Raw genomic sequence first — 19,598 nt, forward strand, 5'->3', positions numbered from 1 at the left:
ACTGTGGCCGGGCTCGAGTGGCTGGGCCCAAAGTGGCGAGGGGACTAGAGTGAATCCGTGAGCAGATCCGTCGCCTGGGACCACCCCCGCACGTCGTTGTACACCGATCACTACGAGCTGACAATGCTGGAAGCTGCGCTCCATTCGGGCGCGGCGCACCGGCGCTCGGTCTTTGAGGCCTTCGCCCGCCGCCTGCCCGACGGCCGCCGCTACGGCATCGTCGCCGGGACAGGCCGGTTGCTTGAGGGAATCAAGGACTTCCGCTTCGGCGATACCGAGCTCGCATTCCTCGATCAGCACAAAGTAGTTGACCGGCAAACATTGGACTTCCTCGCCGACTACAAGTTCTCCGGCGACATCTGGGGCTATCCGGAGGGCGAGGCCTACTTCCCGGGCTCCCCCATCCTGATCGTCGAATCCACATTCGCCGAAGCCTGCATCCTGGAAACGTACATCTTGTCTGTGCTGAACCATGACACCGCGATTGCTTCGGCTGCTTCCCGGATGACCAGCGCGGCCGGCAACCGGCCGTGCATCGAGATGGGCTCCCGGCGCACCCACGAGGAATCCGCGACGGCGGCAGCCCGCGCCGCGGTCATCGCCGGATTCGACAGCACGTCCAACCTTGAGGCAGGGCTGCGCTACGGGATCAAGACCGTCGGCACGGCCGCCCACTCTTTCACGCTCCTGCACGACACCGAGCGCGACGCTTTCGAAGCCCAAATCGCCGCCTTCGGGCCCGGAACCACGCTCCTGGTGGACACATACGACGTCGAGGTCGGAGTACGGACCGCTGTGGAACTCGCGGGTGACAAGCTCGGGGCGGTCCGCCTCGACTCGGGTGACCTCGTCGCCCAAGCCCAATCGGTCCGCGAACTGCTGGACAACCTCGGCAACGTCAACACCCGGATCGTCGTCACCTCGGATCTCGACGAATACGCGATCGCCGCCCTGCAATCGGCCCCCGTGGATGGGTATGGCGTAGGAACTTCCTTGGTCACAGGATCCGGAGCGCCCACCGCCAGCATGGTCTACAAGCTTGTCAGCCGGACCAACGATGACGGCGAATTCGTTTCCGTGGCCAAGATTGCCAAAAACAAGGCCAGCGTGGGCGGCCGCAAATACGCCCTGCGCAAGCTCGACGAAGCCGGCATCGCCACCCAGGAGATCGTGGGCATCGGACACCGGCCGGAAGACGACGGCAACGACCGCCCGCTGCTGCAGCAGTTCATCAAGAACGGTGAGCTGCTCCCGGGATGGACCGGACACGAGGGCGTGGTCAAGGCCCGGGAACGCCACGCTGCCACCATGGCTGAGCTGCCTCCGGTAGTGCGGAGGCTGCAGCGCGGCGAGCCGGCAATCCCCACCGTCTATGAGGAGGACTGAATGTCCCGTGCCCTGATCATCGTGGATGTCCAGAACGATTTCTGCGAGGGCGGCTCCCTAGCCGTGGAAGGTGGCGCCGCTACGGCTGCCGCCATCAGCGAATACCTGGACGAGAACCACCAGCACTTCGACCACGTCGTAGCCACGCAGGACTGGCACGTGGACCCGGGCAGCCATTTTTCGGAGACCCCGGATTTCGTTGACAGCTGGCCGCCGCATTGCCGCGCCGGAAGCAAGGGCGCCGAACTCCACCCGGATCTCGACGCCGAATACGTCCAGGCGTACTTCCGCAAGGGACAATACACCGCCGCGTACTCGGGCTTCGAAGGAGTCCTGGCTCCCGAGGACGAAGTGCCCACGGGCGAACTCGCGCCCGGCACCGCCCCCTCGGTCGAACTGGATGAGGACGCCCTGGGCCTCGATGACTGGCTGCAAAGCCACGGAGTCGAAGAAGTCGTGGTGGTGGGAATCGCGACGGACTACTGCGTCAAGGCCACCGCGCTGGACGCCGTGCAGGCGGGCTACTCCGTGACGGTGATTGGCGACCTCACCGCCGGAATCGCGGAGAATCTCGACGAGACCTACGCGGAACTGGAAGAGAACGGCGTCGAACTGGGTCAGCCCTAAGGCCGGGAGCCCTCCAGGGCTCCTCTATTTCCGTCCGATGAACCAATCCTGGAGCTTGCGCAGCCGCGACTGCAATTGCTCCTCGTTCGCCTGTGCGACTGGCGGTCCCCCGCAAATTTCGCGCAACTTGTTGTGGACGACGCCGTGCGGGGTACCGGTCCGGGCCGACCAGGCCGCGACGTTCTTCGCGAGCTCATTGCGCAGGTCCATCAGCATGCGGTGGTCCGGAACCGCGGGGGACGCGGCGGCAGCCAAGGGAGACTGGCGCTTCTTCCTGGACTGCTGGTCATGCTGCCGCTGCCGGAGCAACGTCCCCACTTGTTCGGCGTCGAGCAGCCCGGGAATGCCGAGGAAATCAAGTTCGTCCTCGGAGCCGATATCGGCACCCGTGCCGAATTCGCCGCCGTCGAACAGCACCCTGTCAAAGGATGCCTGCGAATCGAGGGCCTCGAATTTGCCCTTCTCCAAGGAGTCCGAGGCCTTCTCTTCCCGGTTTGCCTCGGCCATCAGGTTCTCTTCGGGGTTGAAGAGTCCGTCCGCATCTTCCTTCTCGGGCCGGTCCAGGGCGTGGTCGCGCTCGGCTTCCATAGAGTTGGCCAAGGCCATGAGGGGCGGCACGGACGGCAAGAAGACCGACGCCGTCTCGCCGCGTTTGCGGGCGCGGACGAAGCGGCCAACGGCCTGGGCGAAGAACAGCGGCGTGGAGGTGGACGTCGCGTAGACGCCGACCGAAAGCCGGGGGACGTCGACGCCTTCGGACACCATCCGGACAGCCACCATCCAGCGCTTGTCGCCGGCGCTGAACTCCTCGATCTTGTGCGAAGCCTTCGAATCATCGGACAAGATGACCGTGGGCGACTGACCCGTGATCTTCTTGAGCTGGCCGGCGTAGGCGCGGGCGTCGTCGTGATCGGTGGCAATCACCAGGCCACCTGCGTCAGGAACCGTACGCCGCACTTCGCTGAGGCGCTTGTCGGCGGCAGCAAGGACGGCGGGAATCCATTCCCCGTTGGGGTTCAACGCGGTCCGCCACGCTTGGGAAGTGATGTCCTTGGTCACGGCGGCCTCTCCGAGGGAAGCCGCCATTTCATCTCCCGCGCTGGTGCGCCAACGCATCTGGCCCGAATACGCCATGAACAGCACCGGCCGGACGACGTGGTCCCTCAGCGCGTTGCCGTAACCGTAGGTGTAGTCCGCTTTCGAGCGGCGGATGCCGTCGCGGTCTTCGGCGTATTCGACGAAAGGGATGGGCGAGGTGTCTGAGCGGAAAGGCGTTCCTGTGAGGGCCAGGCGCCGGGCAGCGGGATCGAAGGCCTCGCGCAATCCGTCACCCCAGGACAACGCTTCGCCGCCGTGGTGGATTTCGTCGAGAATGACGAGCGTACGGGCGGCCTCGGTCTTGGCCCGGTGGAGCATGGGCTTGCTGGCCACCTGCGCATAGGTCACAGCGACGCCGACGAAGCCCCTGCCGTGCTGCCCGTCGGCATTCTTGAAGTTCGGATCGATCGCAATGCCCACCCTGGCTGCGGCGTCCGCCCACTGTCTCTTCAGGTGGTCGGTGGGGGCGACGATCGTCACACGGTTCACGGTCCCGCTGTCAAGGAGCATCGACGCGATCCGCAGGGCGAAGGTGGTCTTACCCGCGCCCGGCGTTGCCACCGCGAGAAAATCGCGCGGGCTCGTGTTCAAGTACAGGTCCAGCGCTTCCTGCTGCCAGGCGCGCAACTTCGGGGCGGTTCCCCAGGCTGCGCGTTCCGGATAGGCCGGAGGCAGCGCGGGGCCGCCGAAGAGCGTTTCAGTCACGCGGTTTCCCCCTGACCAGCAACGTTTCCAAGCAAGCCCGCTGCAGCCAGCGAAACCCAAATAACCACAAAAAACACCAATCTGTTCCGGATGCGCCGGTTCGCGCAGGGCAGCAAGCAGGCAGGGGAAAGCACTCCCCCGCCTACCATCAGGAAATACCCGACTACTGGGGCTTACAGGCTACTTGGAACCGCCCGAGCCGCCTTTGTCTCCGCCGTCGTCACCGGGGCGCAGCCCTTCATAGATTTCTTTGCACTCGGGGCAGACCGGAAACTTCTGCGGGTCCCGGCCAGGGGTCCACACTTTGCCGCACAGCGCGATCACCGGTTCGCCTGTCATGGCGGACTCCATGATCTTTTCCTTGCGGACATAGTGCGAGAAGCGCTCCCGGTCGCCGGGTTCCACTTCCTGGCGCAATTCCTCGCGCTCAATGGTTGCAGTGGAAGCTCCGGCTCCGGAAAGCTCACGCATGGGATCGTTTTCGAATGGGTCCGGAGGCAGCGTCGTCATGCCATCCATCTTAGCCGCTGCAGCCCAACGATCCGATGCACTGTGTCAGATGCCCTGCCATTTCGGCTTGTTGTCATAGGTGTGGCGGTAGTAGTCAGCGAGCTTGAGCGAGGACGCCGCGGCCTCATCGACCAGGATGGTGGCGTGCTGGTGCATCTGAAGTATCGATGCCGCGCAGATGGCCGCCACCGGGCCCTCGACAAAGTCCCTGACGGCCTGGGCTTTCTGCGCCCCCGTGGCTATCAGGACAACATGGCGGGCATCCATGATGGTTCCCAGCCCCTGGGTCACCACGTGGTGCGGCACGTCGTCGATGCTCTTGAAGAACCGCGCGTTGTCCTTGCGTGTCTGCTCGATCAGGGTCTTGATCCGGGTCCGGGAGGCGAGCGAGGAGCCGGGCTCGTTGAATCCAATATGGCCGTCGGTGCCCACGCCAAGGAGCTGCAGGTCAACCCCGCCCAGTTCGCGTATGGACTCCTCGTACGCCAGGCAGGCGGCGGGAAGGTCGGCCGCGGTCCCGTCAGGGCTGTGGACGTTGGCCGGCTCGATATTGACGCGGTCGGTGAATTCGCGGCGGATGACTTCGCGGTACGACTCGGGATGCCCGGGCTCGAGCCCCACGTATTCGTCCAGGGCGAAAGCATGCGCCTGGCTGAAGTCGAGGCCCTTTTCCTGATGGCGGCGCGCCAGTTCGTCATAGACAGGGAGCGGAGAGGACCCTGTGGCAAGGCCCAGCACGGCGTTCGGCTTTCGGAGCAGCAGTGCCTCGATGGCATCCGCGGCAAGCGCCCCGATCTGCTTGCTTCCCGGAAGGATGACAACTTCCATCGTCCACGACCTTTCTAGCTGTGTTTCCCGGATCAACTGGTTCAAACTCGAGGTTATCCCATGTCCCACAACATTGCACTGCGGTGCATGGAATCAGCGGTTGACGCTCAATTGCGCGAAGAGCTCCGGGCCGCGGCGGTCAAGCCACCTGCCGCCAAGCCGTACTCCCGCCACAAACAATGCCACCCCAAGAACCGTACCAATTGCCAGATTGATCCAGCCCCACAGCGGATCGCCGGTGACCGACTGGACGATCACCAGGACAAGCTCCGGAAGGACCAGGAGGAACAGCACTGCCATTCCTCCGAACTGGACCGCCAGGGTCTGGGCAACGTTTCCCGGCGGCTTCTTGAACGGGCTGTCGCCGGGCAACGGCACGGCGGAGGTGTACCGCGCCGAGACGATGGAAGCCAAACCCAGGCCCGTGAACAGCACGCCGAGGGACAGCCCGGTGAGACCGGGCAGCCAGGCCCATTCGCCGGTCAGGAAAAATGGCCCGATGGCGAAAATCAATACGACCGGGAGCGCGAACGCCAAGCAAGCCAGTGACCGGCCGAGCCGGTCATCAACGCCGCGGACCCCCGTGGCCAGGTGCAAGGCGAACGCGGTGCTGTCGTAGGAAACATCCGCGGCAATGGACCATGCCAGGACAAAGGCGGCAATCGGCCCCAGGACCGTCAGCATGAAGTAGCTTCCGGCCGTACTGGATTGGAACAGGAAAATCACGGGCAACAGCGGGACAACCACCAACGAGGCGGCATACCTCGGATCGCGGATCCAGTAGCTGAGGGAGCGCGCGGCAACGGCACCAGCGGGAGTTGCCGGCAGAAGTGCGAACAAGCCGAGTTTCCGGCTGCGCTTTCTCGATCCGCCGGAGTATGGCGGAGTGACGAGCGCCCGCTTGAGCAGGGCACTCCAGGCGGCGGACAACGCGACGATGGTTGCGACGGCGATCAACATCTTCAGGACGGCGGCGGCAACATCACCGGACGCCAGGTCACCTCCTAGCGACCAGGATGCTCCGAGCGGAGTCCAGGAGACCGTCCGGGCCAATTCGGGGAGATAGCCCGCGGAACCTGACACTCCTCTGAAGACGCCGGCCACGATGGGTCCCATCAGGACGAGTGGCACAAAGACCACAATGCTGCTCACGTCCTTGAAACGGCGGGAGGCCGCGAGGCTGGCAGTCGCCGTCGTAACGACTCTCGACAGGACCACGCAGGTCAGCGCGCCCAGCACGGCGCCCAGCAGTGCGCCGAGCACCGCCGGCACGCTCCGCCACCACGTTGCCGCCGTGAACAAGGCAACAATAGTGGTCGACAGGCCCGGCAATCCGATGAATCCGGCGAGGGCAAGCCCGCTCAACAGCTGGCGCATGGGGATCACCGACGTCGTGAAGCGGGAAGGGTCAAGCGTCATGTCGGCGGCAGAGGCCACCAAGGGGACGATCGCCCAGGCCAGGATCGCGGCGGCCCCGCCGAGGACGACGGCGGTGTGGGCCGTCTGGGGGTCGGCCCACCGAAGGGCGACGAGCGCCACCACGAGCGCCACAACGACACCGAGCGCATAGAGCCCGCCGATCGCGATTCCCACAAGCTGGCCTGGGCTGCGCCGGAAGCCGTTCAGCAACAGCCGCCATTTCAAGCTCAGAAGGTGCGCAACCACTCCAGGCCCCCTGTCTGGTTTCCGCCGCCCACCAGTTGCACGAAACGTGCCTCGAGCGTGGCGCCGTCGCGGACCTCGTCGACGGTTCCGGCGGCGAGGACCCTGCCTGCTGCCACAACGGCTACGTGGTCGCACATGCGCTGGACGAGGTCCATCACGTGGCTCGAGACGATGACCGTCCCTCCCGAGGCTACATAGTTGTCAAGAATTCCCCTGATGTTGGCTGCCGAGACGGGGTCCACCGACTCAAAGGGTTCGTCCAGCACCAGCAGCCTTGGCGCATGGATGAGCGCCGACGCGAGTGCGATTTTCTTCGTCATGCCGGCCGAGTAGTCCACCACGAGGGTACCGGCGTCGGCGCTGAGATCCAGCGCGGCCAATAGCTCTCCCACCCTCTGGGCAACGACGCCCCTGTCCATGCCACGGAGCAAGCCGGCGTAGGTGACGAGCTGTTCACCCGTCAAGCGGTCGAAGAGGCGGACGCCGTCGGGCAGGATGCCCATCAGCCTCTTGGCTTCGAGCGGTTTCGCCCACACGTCCACGCCGTGGATGTACGCCGTCCCGAAATCCGGACGCAAGAGCCCGGTTGCCATGGACAACGTGGTGGTCTTGCCCGCCCCGTTGGGACCGACGACGCCGTAGAAGGAGCCCGCCGGGACATCGAGGCTGATGCCATCGACGGCGATTTTGCCGCCGAAGCGTTTCGCCAGCCCGCGCAGGGCCAAGGCAGGCACCGGGTAAGCGGGAGGGGAACCGGGAAGCACGACACTCATGGTGCCAGCCTAGCCGTGGGGGCGCTCCCGGAAGTCGTCCCGGAGGCGGAACTACGGGACGACTTCCGGCACTGCATCATCCCAAAGGACTAGCTCCTAGAAGCTGTGCCGTGGCATTGCGCGCTGATACTGCGGCGGCCACTCCAAGGGGAATCCGAGTTCAAAAGCCGCACGGAGCCACCAATGCGGATCACGAAGGGCTGCGCGGGCCGTGAAGACGCCGTCGGCTTGGCCCGTAGCCACAGTGTGTTCGGCCTGGCCTGACGAAGTCAGGAATCCGACGGCACCGGTGGGAACTCCCGCTTCCCGCCGGATCTGTTCGGAGAATCCGGTCTGGTAGCCGGGGCCGGCCTTGATCCGCTGGTGGGCCACTGCACCGCCGCTGGAGACGTCCACCAAGTCCACGCCGTGCTCGGCCGCCGCACGCGCGAGGCGGACGGACGCGTCAATGTCGACGCCGCCCTCGGCCCAATCGGTCGCCGAGATGCGTAGCAACAGCGGCATCGAATCCGGGATGACGGCACGGACCGCGTCAATGACCTCGAGCATCAAGCGGTTTCGCGCCGCCTCGCTGCCTCCCCAGGAGTCCTCGCGCTTGTTGATCAGCGGGCTTTGGAATTGGTGCAGGAGGTACCCATGCGCGCCGTGGATTTCCACCGTGTCGAACCCGGCGTCCACGGCGCGTGAGGCTGCTGCCGCGAAATCCGAAATCACGGCGCGGATGTCCGATTCGGTCATGGCGAGAGGGCTTGCCAGCCCGTCAAACGGCTCAACGCCGGGCCCGCGGGTGGCCCAGCCGCCGTCGGACTCCGGTACGGATCCGCTTGCTTCGGCGAAGGGCCAGTAGGTGGAAGCCTTGCGGCCGGCGTGCGCCAGCTGGACGCCGATCTTGCCGCCCACGGCGCTGTTGAGGTGGACGAAGTCCACGATCCGCTCCCAGGAAGCAGCCTGCTCATCCGTGTAAAGCCCGGCGTCCCGCGGGCTGATCCGTCCTTCCGGGCTGACGGCCGCGGCCTCCGTGAGGATCAGGGCCGCGCCGCCCGTAGCAAACGCTCCGAGATGCACCAGGTGCCAATCGTTGAGCACGCCGCCCCCGCCGTCGGGCGAGCAACTGTACTGGCACATCGGTGAGACCCAACCACGGTGCGGCAACGTCAAGGAGCGCAATTGGAGGGGTGTGAACAAGGCCGGCTGACTCATTAGAACAGAACCCTTGCCAGACCTTGCCGGGCCTTGGCCACCCGCGGGTCCGAAGTGCCTACGACGTCGAACAGTTCCAGCAGGCGCACCCGTGCCGTCTCGCGCTCGGGACCGAAGTTGCGGCCGATGAACGCGATGATGCGGTTGAAGGCGTCCTCGATGTGACCGCCCGAAATGTCGAGATCGGCCACCGTGAGCTGAACTTCGACGTCGTCCGGTTCCTCCGCCGCCCGCTGACGCATGGCTTCGGCTTCCGTGGCTGTCAGGGACTCAAGCCGGCCCATCAGTTCCACTTGGGCCAGCCCCGCCTTCGCCTCGGCATCAGCCGGTTTCTCGGCCAGCGCCTGGCGGTAGGCAGCGGCGGCAGCAGCATAATCCCCCGCCTCAATGGCGTCGAAGGCCGCCTGGTGCAGCGGCGGCAACGGACGGGCCTCCGTACCAGCGGGAGCGGCGCCGATACTGCCGGTCACACCGTTGGCTTCGGCCACCTTGAGGAGTTCATCAATGAGGGCGCGGATTTCCTGGTCCGAGGCGGGCCCCTCGAAGAGCGGCACAGGCTGGCCCTTCAAGACCGCGACGGCGGTGGGGACCGCCTGGACCTGGAACGCTTGCGCAAGCTGCGGGAACGCGTCAACGTCCGCCGCGGCCAGCACCACTTTGCCGGCGTAGCCTTCGACGACGCCTTCGAGGCTGCGAAGCAGGGTTGCCGCCTCCAAGGAGCGGTTGGACCACAAAAGGAAAAGAACGGGAATCCGCGCGGAGAGCTGGACGAGGTCCTGGAAATTGGCCTCGTTGGCATCTACGCGCAGGGGCTGGCCGCTTCCCGGGCTTCCGCCGGAGGCATTAGCGGCACCGTTCGGCGCTGCTGGCGCAGGCCGCCGCAATGCAGAGAGGTCGACGGCGCCGCGCAGGTTGAGCTGACTGGCAGCGGCCGGAGGGACGGGTCGGGATGCTGACGAACTCATACCGTCCACTCTAGCCGCTGCTCCATCAGCATTTGCCTACTGGAAGCTGGCCCCCACCAGGCCGCGGACCGCCGCAACGAGCTTCATGGGCGCAGTCGAGCCTGCCGGCGGTACGTAAATGGCCACCGACTCCGAGAAGGTCTGGACGAGTCCGACCTTCGTGGAATCGCCGCCCGCCAGCACTGCCGCGGCTTTGTCCACGGTCAGCGTGTCGCCGTCGGACTTGGGCTTGCTGGTGAAGTCGAAGTTCAGCTTGCCGACCACTATGGCGCCGCCGTCGGACGTCCGGAACACTGCCGTATCCGCCGGAGAAGGCGTGTGCGTGAAAGTGAAATTGCCGTTGGCGCCGGACTTGACGGTGCTCGCCTGGTAGTCGAGGACGTCGGCGATGTAGGGCGAATTAGTGCCTTCCACGAGCTTGTCCTTGAACGCCGAATCAGGTTTGGTCAAGCGATCCGCCAGGGCTGCCATCGCCTCAGTCCCGCTGTACTGGAGGCCGGACTTGTCTCCGGCTGCCAGCTGCGCGGTTCCGCCCAAGGGGATCGCCGGGAAGGAGGTGCCGGGCTGAAGCGGGGAAGTGCTCCGCAGCTTGTAGTTGTCCCGCGGCGAGGCCTGCACGAGGGTGAGGACCTGGGGAACCACATTGCCGTCGCCCTGGGTCAGGGCGATCACCGTGCGTGGCCAGTTCCGCTGGTTGGAAATCACGCTGCCCAGCAGCTTGCTGGACCGGACGGGCATCCGCGCCTCGTGCGTGGCAACCTGGGAACGGATCTTGTAGTTCTGCGTCCGCACCTGCAGTTCCGTGCCGTCCACCCTGGGAGCAAGTTTCGAGGCATCGCGCGCGGCATCGCTGGCCGCGACCGCGCCCGCGACCTGGTCCAGGATCCGCTTGAGCTGCGCGTCAACCACGACGGGGACGTTCTGTGCACCGGCGGGGCTCGGCGCCGCGGATCCTGAACCCGGCGTCGCCGATCCCGAACCCGGCGCCGGGGATCCCGAGGGCGAAGGAGTCTCTGCCGCTTGGGCAACCGCAGCAGTGCCCCCGACGAGGGCCGTCACGACAGCTGCCGCTACGAGCGAAATTCGAAGTGCGGGATTGCCGCTTGTGCCCTTATCGGTGTCCCCGGCGGGTGCGTCCCTGCCGATGACTTCCTGATCGGTTCCCTCCGTACGGGCCTCCGGGGAGGTTCGGGCAGGCCGGCCGCCCCGCGGACCGCCGAAGCGGCCGCCCCCGCCCTTGGTGAACTTGCCGATGAACGGCAGCGCCGCACCCGCGACGATGAGGATCGCCCCAATGACAATGAGCGGCACTGCCCACGGCATGGTCGCATCGTTGGCAAAGGTGAGGGAGACCGACGACGGCGCCGGCTTGGTTCCGTCGCTGGCCAGAAGAAGGGACCAGTTGCCGCTCGCGGGAGGGGTAAAGGTGTATTCCAGCTGCCCATCGGCATTTTCCGTCTGAACCCACAGGTCCGATCCGGCAGGCGACGGCGCGTTTGCTTCGCCGTCGGTGCGCGCCAGCTGGAGGGACTTGCCGTCCTCGGAGACACCGGTGATGTTGTTGTGCGCGGTCTTGCCTACCCACGCATCAACGTCGTCCGGACGCCCAACAGCCAACACGAACTTGCCGTCGCCCTTGATGCTGATTTGTCTGGGACCACCCTTGTGGGTCAAAACGTCTTGGGTGATCACGGTCAGCGGAGCGGCTTTGGTGTCGCCGGGGGCGGACGCGGTTACGGTCTCGGCCGGGGCCCAAAAGGTCAGCTGGCCAATGCCGGCCAACAGTGTCAGCAGGCCAAGCAGCACCAGCGAAACTGCAGTCTTCAATCGCACAGGAATACCAATCATCAGCGGTCGTTGAACTTCAAGGGTAACGGTTTTGTTACCAATGAGTCAGTTCGGGGTCCTCCCAAAAGGCTTCCCGCCGCACCGCTTACCCTCTAGAATTCGGCAATTCCGGCCTGCTGATAGTGTGGCGAACAACATGGCATCCGGCACTCCTGGAGCCTGACCGCGGAACGAAAAGGCAGCTGAGGCACGTGAAAGAGCGCAAGGATCCCACTCCCGCCGAACAAGGACCTGGAACCACCCCGGGCGGCTTGGATGATGGGGCCGCCCAGGACGGCAGGGACCGCGGCGACGGCCTGATGTCCTCCTTCCTGCGCCGTCTGCGCCAGCCCATTCCGGGCGCCCAACCGCGGCTCCGTTTCGAAATGCCTCCCGAACTTGAGGAAGATGCAGCAGCCGAACCCGCCCCGGATGAATCCGACCGCCCCCGCTTCGGTTCCCCCGGCCCGAGGATGTCCGCGCAACATCCGCTGTATGTCGGGTTCATGGGCACGGCCGGCGTCGGCGTCGCCCTCATGCTGTATTACATCGGCACCAATACTGCCCAACTGCTGTTGTGGATCGTGACGGCCCTGTTCATTGCCTTGGGACTTGACCCGGTGGTCCGCGGGCTCGAGGAACGCAAGGTGCCGCGCCCTGCCGGCGTCGTTATCGCCGTCGGAGCCCTCGTTGCCGCAGTGGCCGCGTTTTTCGCCACCCTGATCCCCACGATCGTGGAACAGGTCTCGCAGATCGTGCGGCAGGCTCCGGACTGGATCCGGAGCTTCGTGGATTCGGACTTTTTCCGCACCGTCGACAGCCAATTCGGCGTCCGCGACAAAATCAGCCAGGAACTCGACAAGTTCGTCAAGAACCCGGACGCCATGGGCGGGATCTTCGGCGGCGTCGTCGGTTTCGGGTCCACCGTGGCAAACGGGCTGTTCGGCACGCTGATCGTCCTGGTCCTCAGCCTGTACTTCCTCGGCGCCCTGCCGGCTATGAAGAGATGGGGATACCGGCTCGCTCCACGGTCGCGCAGGCCCAGAGTGGAGGCCCTGTCCGAAGAAATCACCCGCTCAGTGGGCAACTACGTGATCGGCCAGGCCTGTGTTGCGTTGCTCAACGCATTGTTCGCGTTCATCGTTATGACCATCCTGGACATTCCCTTCAGCGTCCTGCTGGCCTTCGTGGTTGCCTTGCTTGCGTTCATCCCCTTGGTGGGCGGCATGATCGCCGCCGTGGTGGTCATCCTGGTAGCCCTGACCGCCGGCTGGCAGACGGCCGTGATCTACGCAATCTGCTACTTCGCCTACCTCCAGTTCGAGGCCTACTTCATCTCGCCGCGCATCATGCAGAAGGCCGTTGCCGTTCCGGGTGCTGTCGCCGTCATCTCGGTGATCGCGGGCGGCACCCTACTGGGCGTGCTGGGCGCGCTGATCGCCATCCCGACGGCCGCAGCCGTCATGCTGCTGATCAAGGAAGTCTTCATCGTCCGCCAAGACCGGCATTGAGCGGGGTTTGCCAAGCGGTGACCATCAAGCGGTGACCCTCAGGCCGTGGCCAGCGGACCGGCCCACTGGCCAGCCAGGCCATCGGGCCCCGCACCGGCTTCCGTCACGTCGTCCACGATCTCGTCCAGGACACGGGCCGCGTACTTCTCGCCGACCCACAGGTGCTTTGCGCCGTCGATCCCGACGACCCGGGCCTGGGGCACCAAGCTGAATCGTTCGGCAGCCTCGGCGGGCTGGAGATAGTCGTCGTGTTCCGGAACCAGGACGGTCAGCGGCTTTCCCGAAGCCGCCCACTCCTTCAAGTGCACGTCCGTGGCACGGTGCAGCGGCGGAGACAGCAGGACAGCGCCCTCCACGCAGGAAGCCACCGGCTCGACCGCACCGTACATCAAAGCCAGCTCGGTGCCGAAGGACCAGCCCACCAACCAGCGGTTCGGAAGCCCGCGCTCCACGGCGAAGCGAACAGCAGCCTCGACGTCGTACCGCTCGCCGATGCCCTCGTCGAAGTGCCCCTCGCTGGTACCGCGGGGCGAATGCGTTCCCCGCGTGTTGAAGCGCAGGACTGCGACGCCGGCCAGCGCCGGAAGCCGATACGACGCCTTCCGGTACACGTGCGAATCCATGAACCCGCCGTGCGTAGGCAGGGGGTGAAGCATAATGAGGGTCGCCGAGATCTCGCCGGACTCCGGCATCGCCAGCTCCCCCACAAGCAACTTGCCGTCTTCGGTGCGGAATTCCACGTTTTCACGGTGCGCCGGCAAGACAGTGGACGCCCTGATGTCCGTGGGAGACTCCGGCTGGCTGAAAACGAGGGAAGCGGGATCGAAACTCATGCTTCCAAGCTTAAGTGCTCGGCGGCGTCGTTGTGTTTTCCCCGCTTTTGGCCGGTACAGCGGGCCGTAATCCCCGTATATCCAGGTAGTAGCAGTCGGTAGCCCAAGCAAAGGTGGGGAAGTTCAGCGGGTCGCCGCCGCTCACCGGTACTTGTAGGTCCGGCCAGTCCAGCAGTTGTTGTGCCAGTGGCGGCGCTCCGCCAGTCCTGCGGCATCGCCGAAGAGGTGGGTCTCGGACCACACCACCAAATGGGCCACCCCCGGCATGATGGCCATCGAGCAACCGGGACAGGTATACGTCTTCTCGGCGTTGCGTGCAGTCATGGTCCGGACCATCCAGTCGCCGTCGGGGGCGCTTTCCCTGCGTGCAATGCCGGAACGGGCACGTTCCAGATCCAGTTCCGGCGACTCGCCTGTCCGTTTCCAGCTTGCCTTGGCTGATTCGGTGCGTCGGGGTCGGTTGGAGCGGGGCATGACTCCATTCTGCCCCAGCCGATACCCGCGCGCGCCAGCGAAAGCCGCAGAGGAAGTAAAGTGGAGCGGTGCGACTCGTCATAGCCCGTTGTTCCGTAGACTACGTTGGCCGCCTCAAGGCCCACCTCCCCCTTGCCACCCGGCTTTTGCTCGTCAAATCCGACGGTTCCGTTCTGGTCCACTCCGACGGCGGCTCCTACAAGCCGCTGAACTGGATGAGCCCGCCGGCAACCCTCCGGGTGACCTCGGCGGAGGAGACCGACGTCGAAGAGGGCGTGGTGGAGCAATGGACCGTCCAGTCCGCCAAGACCGATGACCGGCTCATCATCAACATCTACGAACACCTCCACGACACCTCCCATGACCTCGGAACGGACCCCGGGCTCATCAAGGACGGCGTCGAGGCCGATCTGCAGAGACTGCTCGCGGAGCAGATCGAAACACTGGGCGCCGGCTATTCGCTCATCCGACGCGAGTACTTCACGGCCATCGGCCCGGTGGACATCCTCGCCCGCGATGGCGACGGCGGAACTGTCGCCATCGAGCTCAAACGGCGCGGCGACATCGACGGCGTTGAGCAGCTCACCCGGTATCTCGAGCTGCTCAACCGCGACCCGCTGCTGGCACCGGTCCGCGGCATTTTCGCCGCACAGCAGATCAAGCCGCAGGCGAAGGTGCTTGCCGCCGACCGCGGAATCGACTGCATCACCCTGGACTATGACGCGATGCGCGGCGTAGACGACAGCGAATCCCGCCTGTTCTAGCCGTCCCGGCCCTCATTCCCGGGTAATCCGGGTCCGGCGCCGGCACGGGCAACTAGAATCAAAACATGACTGCCCCAGACCGGCCTGTATCTTCTTCTGTGCCTGCGCGCCACCTGATCACCGGAACCATCGTCACCGACGGCACGGTGATCGAGGAAGGCCTGGTTGCGGTGGAGGACGACCGCATCGCCTTCGCGGGACCCGCCGCCGAATTCGACGAAGCAGCCTTCGAGGGTTACGAGGACGCGGCGCGAACCGATCTGCCCGCGGAACGGTACATCGTTCCCGGCTTCGTCGACGTGCACTGCCACGGCGGCAATGGAGGCGACTTCCCTGGCGGCGATGAATCCTCGGCCCGCAAGGCCATAGATTTCCTGCACCGTTCGGGAACCACCACCCTCCTCGCCAGCATGGTCACGGCACCCCGGGAGGACCTGCTTCGCGGTATCGAGCTTTTCGTGCGCCTGGCCGATGAAGGACTCGTCGCCGGAATCCACTTGGAAGGGCCTTTCCTCTCCCATGCGCGTTGTGGTGCCCAGAATCCTGCCTATCTGCTGGATCCGGACCTTGACCTCATGACGGAGCTGGTTGAAGCCGCGGCCGGCAAACTCGCCACCATGACCTACGCCCCCGAGCTCCCGGGCGCCGCGGCACTTGTGGACCTGATGACATTCCACGGAGTGACGCCGTCCCTTGGCCACACGGATTGCGACGACGCGACGGCGGCTGCCTCACTTACCGCGGCGCGTGAGGGCCTGGAATCCGCCGGTTTCGACGGCGTCAGCTCCCTGCCGACCGTCACGCATTTGTTCAACGGCATGCCTCCCATGCACCACCGCTCCCCCGGCCCCGTCGCCGCGTCCCTTCGCACGGCCCACGAGGGCAAGGCCGTGGTGGAACTGATTGCCGACGGCACCCACCTCGACCCAAGCACGGTCGCAACCGTCTTTCAGCTGGTGGGCGCACCAAACATTGTCCTCGTGACCGATTCAATGGCTGCAGCCGGACTCTCCGACGGGAACTACATGCTTGGCCCCTCACCGGTGACCGTGACCGACGGCGTCGCGACCCTGGATGCCACGGGGTCCATCGCGGGCGGCACCGCCACCATGCTCGACGTCGTCAGGCGCACCGTTGCGGCCGGCGTCGAACTTGCCGACGCGGTTTGCTCGGCGACGGCGGTGCCCGCCGCGGTTCTGGGGCTCGCCGATGAACTTGGCGGCCTTCGCAGGGGCCTGCGGGCCGACCTCGTCGTGACTGACAAGGAACTTCGACTGGCGGGTGTATTGCGCAATGGAGAATGGCTCGCCTAGCTCGAATTTGCAGGGTACCTTTTGGCGCATCCGGCGCTGGCGCGCTTTCTCCCGTTACCTTCTTTTTACTTAAAATTTGTCGGAATTCCCCAGCAGACCGTTGACCTCCACTATCGGCCATGAAAGTGTTGTAGCAGTCTTTGTGTAGGTGTGATTCATGCTCGCAAGACGTGTTGCGAGCGTGAAGCTCCTGCGAAGCCAGCCAGGCCTAGCTTGGACGGAAAACCAGGTCTTCTCGCGGAGTAACCAAGGCCGGCACGCGGTGTGCCGGACTTAAAAGTTCCACAATGAGGAGAAACAAAAATGGCACTGGGCACCGTCAAGTGGTTCAACGCTGAAAAGGGCTTCGGCTTCATTACCCCGGACGACGCTGAAGGCGACGTCTTTGTCCACTACTCCGAGATCCAGACCGGCGGATTCCGCACCCTCGACGAGAACCAGCGTGTTCAGTTCGAGATCGGCCAGGGCGCAAAGGGCCCGCAGGCCACCGGCGTGACCGCCGTCTAGTTTGGCCGCTTGAATTCTGCTTGCCAGGTTCAGGGAAGGGTTCCGCACAGGGTGCGGGACCCTTTTCCGTTAACAGCGGTTTTCAGCCAACGAGGGTGCGCAGAAGCCTGGCAGTGTGCCCGACCGACAGCCCCGGCAAATATGCACGGCTTAACGCAGCACCGATCGCTGGGATCTCCAGGCTGTCCTGATAGTACATATACAAAGTCCTGTACTCCGGCTGGAACCTCGATTTGAAGCGGGCCAGTGAACGGAATCCGTAAACAGGCTCGAGGGTTTTTGCGACGAGCTCGAGAATACCCGCCAAGCCGGCTTCGCCGCCGGTGAATTCCTCGGTTTCGCCGGCCAGCGGCGAGCCCGACAAGGAAATGACCTCAACTCCCTGCCGCAACTCGTGGACTGCCGAGGCAATCATGAATTCCATGAGTCCGGGGATGGCCTCGCTGCGCCGGCGCATGAAATCCAAGGTCCAACTGACCACCTGCCCGTCACGGAATACCGGCAGCCAGCTTGTGACTCCATGAACAAACCCTTTGCCATCGACGGCAATGCAGCACAAGACCTCATCATCCATCAACTCGTCAAGGGACCCCAAGGTAAAGCCCATTTCGGGCACCTTTTTCCCGGCAGCCCATTCTTCCGAAACTTCGCCGAGTTGGGAGCGGATGTGTTGCGGGAACTCCGAATAGCGTCCCCACCGGGCTTCAACGCCGGCCTTCAAAGCGCGGTTCTTGGCTGTGCGCACGTTTTGCCACGCCTTGCCCGTGAACTCAATGTCCCGGATGGAGAGCCGGGTTTCCTGGGCGACCGCAATTCGGCGAAATCCCGCGGATTCCAGCATCGGCCACAATTCCTCGGTGCAGGAATACAGGCACGGCACCAGTGCATGGTGCGCGCAGTAGTCCAGGAACCCCTCGGCCGCGGCCTGGGCCTGCGCGGGATCACCGAAGGGACCGCCAAGCGTCAGTGCCACGTTTCCGTGCAGCTGGTAGGCAATTCCAGCGTCCATTCCGGGAGTGAACCAGAACTTATTCGGCTCCCATAACGCCATCCACGAAAGGGACTCGCCGCCGCGTTTGACCAGGGCCCTCGCCGCGAGGCGTGCCGGATCGTCACCCCCTGGCCCGTGCTGCCGTTTGAGGAGCAGGGTCCAGACCGCTGCCATGGCCACGAGCCAGAAAATGATCCCGGACCACGCGAACAATATCGACTCTGCTGCGCTGCGCTCCGCGAAAACGCGGCCGAAAGCGGTAGGTATGGGCAAGGGGAGATACTGCCGGGCGAGTTCCGCGAAGAGGCCCTGGATGCCGCCGTCGCGCGCCATGCCGCCCGCGGCGAGCCATGCCCCGGTGTAGGCGCTGGCCAAGATGAGCAACGTCCCCCCAACCAGCCACGCCATCTTCCTCCGGAGCGGCGCCCGGGAGCCCACCACAAAGTTGCCCCGGAACAGGAAAAGCAGGACCGCCAGGACAAGGGGAACCAAGGCGAGGGTCAGAATGTGGAACACCGCGGGGCCCATCACCACCGCACGGCCCCGTCCTGGAAAATGCGGGATGCTGGCAAACAACACCAGGTAGGCAAGGGAGAGGGCCACCACGCCGAGTTGCACGGCGATGGCGATTTTCAAGGCCAAGCGCCTTCCCTGGCGGATGCCCACGGCACAGATCAAGAGAAGCAGCGCGGGCACCACGGCGAGGGCTACACCCGCGGGCCCGGGAAAACCCTGTCGTCCAAGTTCAAGGCAGCTGATGTTCACGGTGCCACCGCAGTTCGCCTGCAGCTGGTTCAGCGTCGGCACCGGGTTCAGGACCATTTCGCGGAGCAGCGCGAGCGGCCCGGCCGGGCTCCGCACGGCGCCGGCCACCAAGGGCCCGACGCCGAAAATCGCCACCATGAGGGACAGCAGGTTGCGCGTTTCACGCCTGGTCGCCCGGTGTCCGCGTTGAATGCCGTGGTCCAGCTGCAGCCACAAGCCTGTCCCCAGTCCAAGCACTGCTCCGGTCAGGGCCATGACAGCCGAGGGGTCGCCGATGTACAGGACCAGGAGGAGCGCCAGGGACACAACGGTGGCCCTCAGCCGCCGGCGCCACAGGGTCGGCAGAAGGCCGCTGGCCGCCATCGAGACGAACAGCGTTGCCGGGAGGGGTCCGGATGTCCCGGCGTCCATCATCCGGCCCAGCCAGCCGTCGTCGGCGTAGGCTGCCAACTGGACCACCAACAAAAAAGCGGTGACAGTGGCAAACTGTCCGCCGAAGAAACCGGCCGCTGTGCGGAACCAGCCGAGTTTCCGCTCCGATGAGCCCAGCAGCACGACGAAAAGCAACGAGCTCATGACATAGTCGAGCGGGTTGGCTGCAAAAAACATCGAGGTCCAAATGGACCACCAGTCCCCCGACTTCAATCCTCCGCCGCTCACGCTTGAAAGGTGCCGCAACACCTCGGGACCGAATCCAAGATCCGAGTCGATGATCGCCGGGGTGAGAAGGTACAGCGCGAGCACAATCACGGTGAACGGGATTGCCCCGATGTGGGCAGCCACGTTGCTCACGGCGGCGCGGGCAAGGGTTGCCACCATCTTCCGGGCAGGCTTGCCGTCTTCGGGATCTGCCGCC

At 65.0% G+C, this 19,598-nt stretch carries 17 protein-coding genes; 6 read left to right on the forward strand and 11 right to left on the reverse strand.

The features are described 5' to 3' along the window. Positions 1 to 57 precede the first annotated feature (57 nt). Both L0B83_RS02425 and L0B83_RS02430 read left to right on the forward strand, forming a co-directional pair. The gene (locus tag L0B83_RS02425) at positions 58 to 1,386 is read left to right on the forward strand and encodes a nicotinate phosphoribosyltransferase (protein WP_234756655.1); all 1,329 of its coding nucleotides are present in this window, start codon (positions 58 to 60) and stop codon (positions 1,384 to 1,386) included. Then, positions 1,387 to 2,013 carry an isochorismatase family protein gene (locus tag L0B83_RS02430; RefSeq protein WP_234756658.1) on the forward strand — a complete coding sequence of 209 codons (627 nt, stop codon included), beginning with the start codon at positions 1,387 to 1,389 and terminating at the stop codon, positions 2,011 to 2,013. 24 nt (positions 2,014 to 2,037) lie between these two features. On the opposite strand, the gene L0B83_RS02435 is transcribed toward L0B83_RS02430, so the two are convergent. From L0B83_RS02435 to L0B83_RS02470, 8 genes are all read right to left on the reverse strand, one after another. Next, the gene (locus tag L0B83_RS02435; protein WP_234756660.1) at positions 2,038 to 3,816 is read right to left on the reverse strand and encodes a DEAD/DEAH box helicase; all 1,779 of its coding nucleotides are present in this window, start codon (positions 3,814 to 3,816) and stop codon (positions 2,038 to 2,040) included. A gap of 180 nt (positions 3,817 to 3,996) precedes the next feature. After that, the gene (locus L0B83_RS02440; RefSeq protein WP_234756661.1) at positions 3,997 to 4,335 is read right to left on the reverse strand and encodes a DUF3039 domain-containing protein; all 339 of its coding nucleotides are present in this window, start codon (positions 4,333 to 4,335) and stop codon (positions 3,997 to 3,999) included. A gap of 36 nt (positions 4,336 to 4,371) precedes the next feature. Continuing rightward, positions 4,372 to 5,154 (reverse strand): glucosamine-6-phosphate deaminase, encoded by a 783-nt coding sequence (gene nagB, locus L0B83_RS02445; RefSeq protein WP_234756663.1) that lies wholly within the window; start codon positions 5,152 to 5,154, stop codon positions 4,372 to 4,374. 93 nt (positions 5,155 to 5,247) lie between these two features. Beyond that, positions 5,248 to 6,819 carry a transporter gene (locus tag L0B83_RS02450; protein ID WP_234756666.1) on the reverse strand — a complete coding sequence of 524 codons (1,572 nt, stop codon included), beginning with the start codon at positions 6,817 to 6,819 and terminating at the stop codon, positions 5,248 to 5,250. Beyond that, positions 6,801 to 7,592, reverse strand: coding sequence for an ABC transporter ATP-binding protein (locus L0B83_RS02455; protein WP_234756668.1), 792 nt, complete (start codon positions 7,590 to 7,592; stop codon positions 6,801 to 6,803). The genes L0B83_RS02450 and L0B83_RS02455 overlap by 19 nt, the downstream gene beginning before the upstream one ends. Before the next feature lie 96 nt (positions 7,593 to 7,688). Continuing rightward, positions 7,689 to 8,792, reverse strand: coding sequence for an NADH:flavin oxidoreductase/NADH oxidase (locus tag L0B83_RS02460; RefSeq protein WP_234756670.1), 1,104 nt, complete (start codon positions 8,790 to 8,792; stop codon positions 7,689 to 7,691). After that, positions 8,792 to 9,757, reverse strand: a complete 966-nt coding sequence (locus tag L0B83_RS02465; protein WP_234756673.1) for a tetratricopeptide repeat protein — start codon at positions 9,755 to 9,757, stop codon at positions 8,792 to 8,794. The genes L0B83_RS02460 and L0B83_RS02465 overlap by 1 nt, the downstream gene beginning before the upstream one ends. Positions 9,758 to 9,793: 36 nt before the next feature. After that, positions 9,794 to 11,605, reverse strand: coding sequence for a DUF8094 domain-containing protein (locus L0B83_RS02470; RefSeq protein ID WP_234756675.1), 1,812 nt, complete (start codon positions 11,603 to 11,605; stop codon positions 9,794 to 9,796). 299 nt (positions 11,606 to 11,904) lie between these two features. Here L0B83_RS02470 and L0B83_RS02475 point away from each other — a divergent pair, with 299 nt between their 5' ends. Then, positions 11,905 to 13,095 (forward strand): AI-2E family transporter, encoded by a 1,191-nt coding sequence (locus L0B83_RS02475; protein WP_234756977.1) that lies wholly within the window; start codon positions 11,905 to 11,907, stop codon positions 13,093 to 13,095. 38 nt (positions 13,096 to 13,133) lie between these two features. On the opposite strand, the gene L0B83_RS02480 is transcribed toward L0B83_RS02475, so the two are convergent. After that, positions 13,134 to 13,928 (reverse strand): alpha/beta hydrolase, encoded by a 795-nt coding sequence (locus tag L0B83_RS02480; protein WP_234756676.1) that lies wholly within the window; start codon positions 13,926 to 13,928, stop codon positions 13,134 to 13,136. Positions 13,929 to 14,069: 141 nt separating this feature from the next. Further along, positions 14,070 to 14,402 carry an Rv1322 family protein gene (locus tag L0B83_RS02485; RefSeq protein WP_234756678.1) on the reverse strand — a complete coding sequence of 111 codons (333 nt, stop codon included), beginning with the start codon at positions 14,400 to 14,402 and terminating at the stop codon, positions 14,070 to 14,072. Positions 14,403 to 14,470: 68 nt separating this feature from the next. Between L0B83_RS02485 and nucS the strand changes: the two genes are divergently transcribed. From nucS to L0B83_RS02500, 3 genes are all read left to right on the forward strand, one after another. Continuing rightward, a complete protein-coding gene (nucS, locus tag L0B83_RS02490; protein ID WP_234756679.1) occupies positions 14,471 to 15,166 on the forward strand; it encodes an endonuclease NucS in 696 nt (231 codons plus the stop codon). 65 nt (positions 15,167 to 15,231) lie between these two features. Further along, on the forward strand, positions 15,232 to 16,479 hold the full coding sequence (nagA, locus tag L0B83_RS02495) for an N-acetylglucosamine-6-phosphate deacetylase (protein ID WP_234756680.1): 1,248 nt from the start codon (positions 15,232 to 15,234) through the stop codon (positions 16,477 to 16,479). 303 nt (positions 16,480 to 16,782) lie between these two features. Continuing rightward, the gene (locus L0B83_RS02500) at positions 16,783 to 16,986 is read left to right on the forward strand and encodes a cold-shock protein (protein ID WP_028264741.1); all 204 of its coding nucleotides are present in this window, start codon (positions 16,783 to 16,785) and stop codon (positions 16,984 to 16,986) included. Positions 16,987 to 17,068: 82 nt separating this feature from the next. Here the strand turns inward: L0B83_RS02500 and L0B83_RS02505 are convergent, their stop codons facing one another. Continuing rightward, positions 17,069 to 19,561, reverse strand: a complete 2,493-nt coding sequence (locus L0B83_RS02505) for a bifunctional lysylphosphatidylglycerol flippase/synthetase MprF (RefSeq protein ID WP_234756979.1) — start codon at positions 19,559 to 19,561, stop codon at positions 17,069 to 17,071. Positions 19,562 to 19,598 lie beyond the last annotated feature (37 nt).

Origin of the sequence: Arthrobacter alkaliphilus, assembly GCF_021483235.1 — a bacterium.
Taxonomy (GTDB): Bacteria; Actinomycetota; Actinomycetes; order Actinomycetales; family Micrococcaceae; genus Arthrobacter; species Arthrobacter alkaliphilus.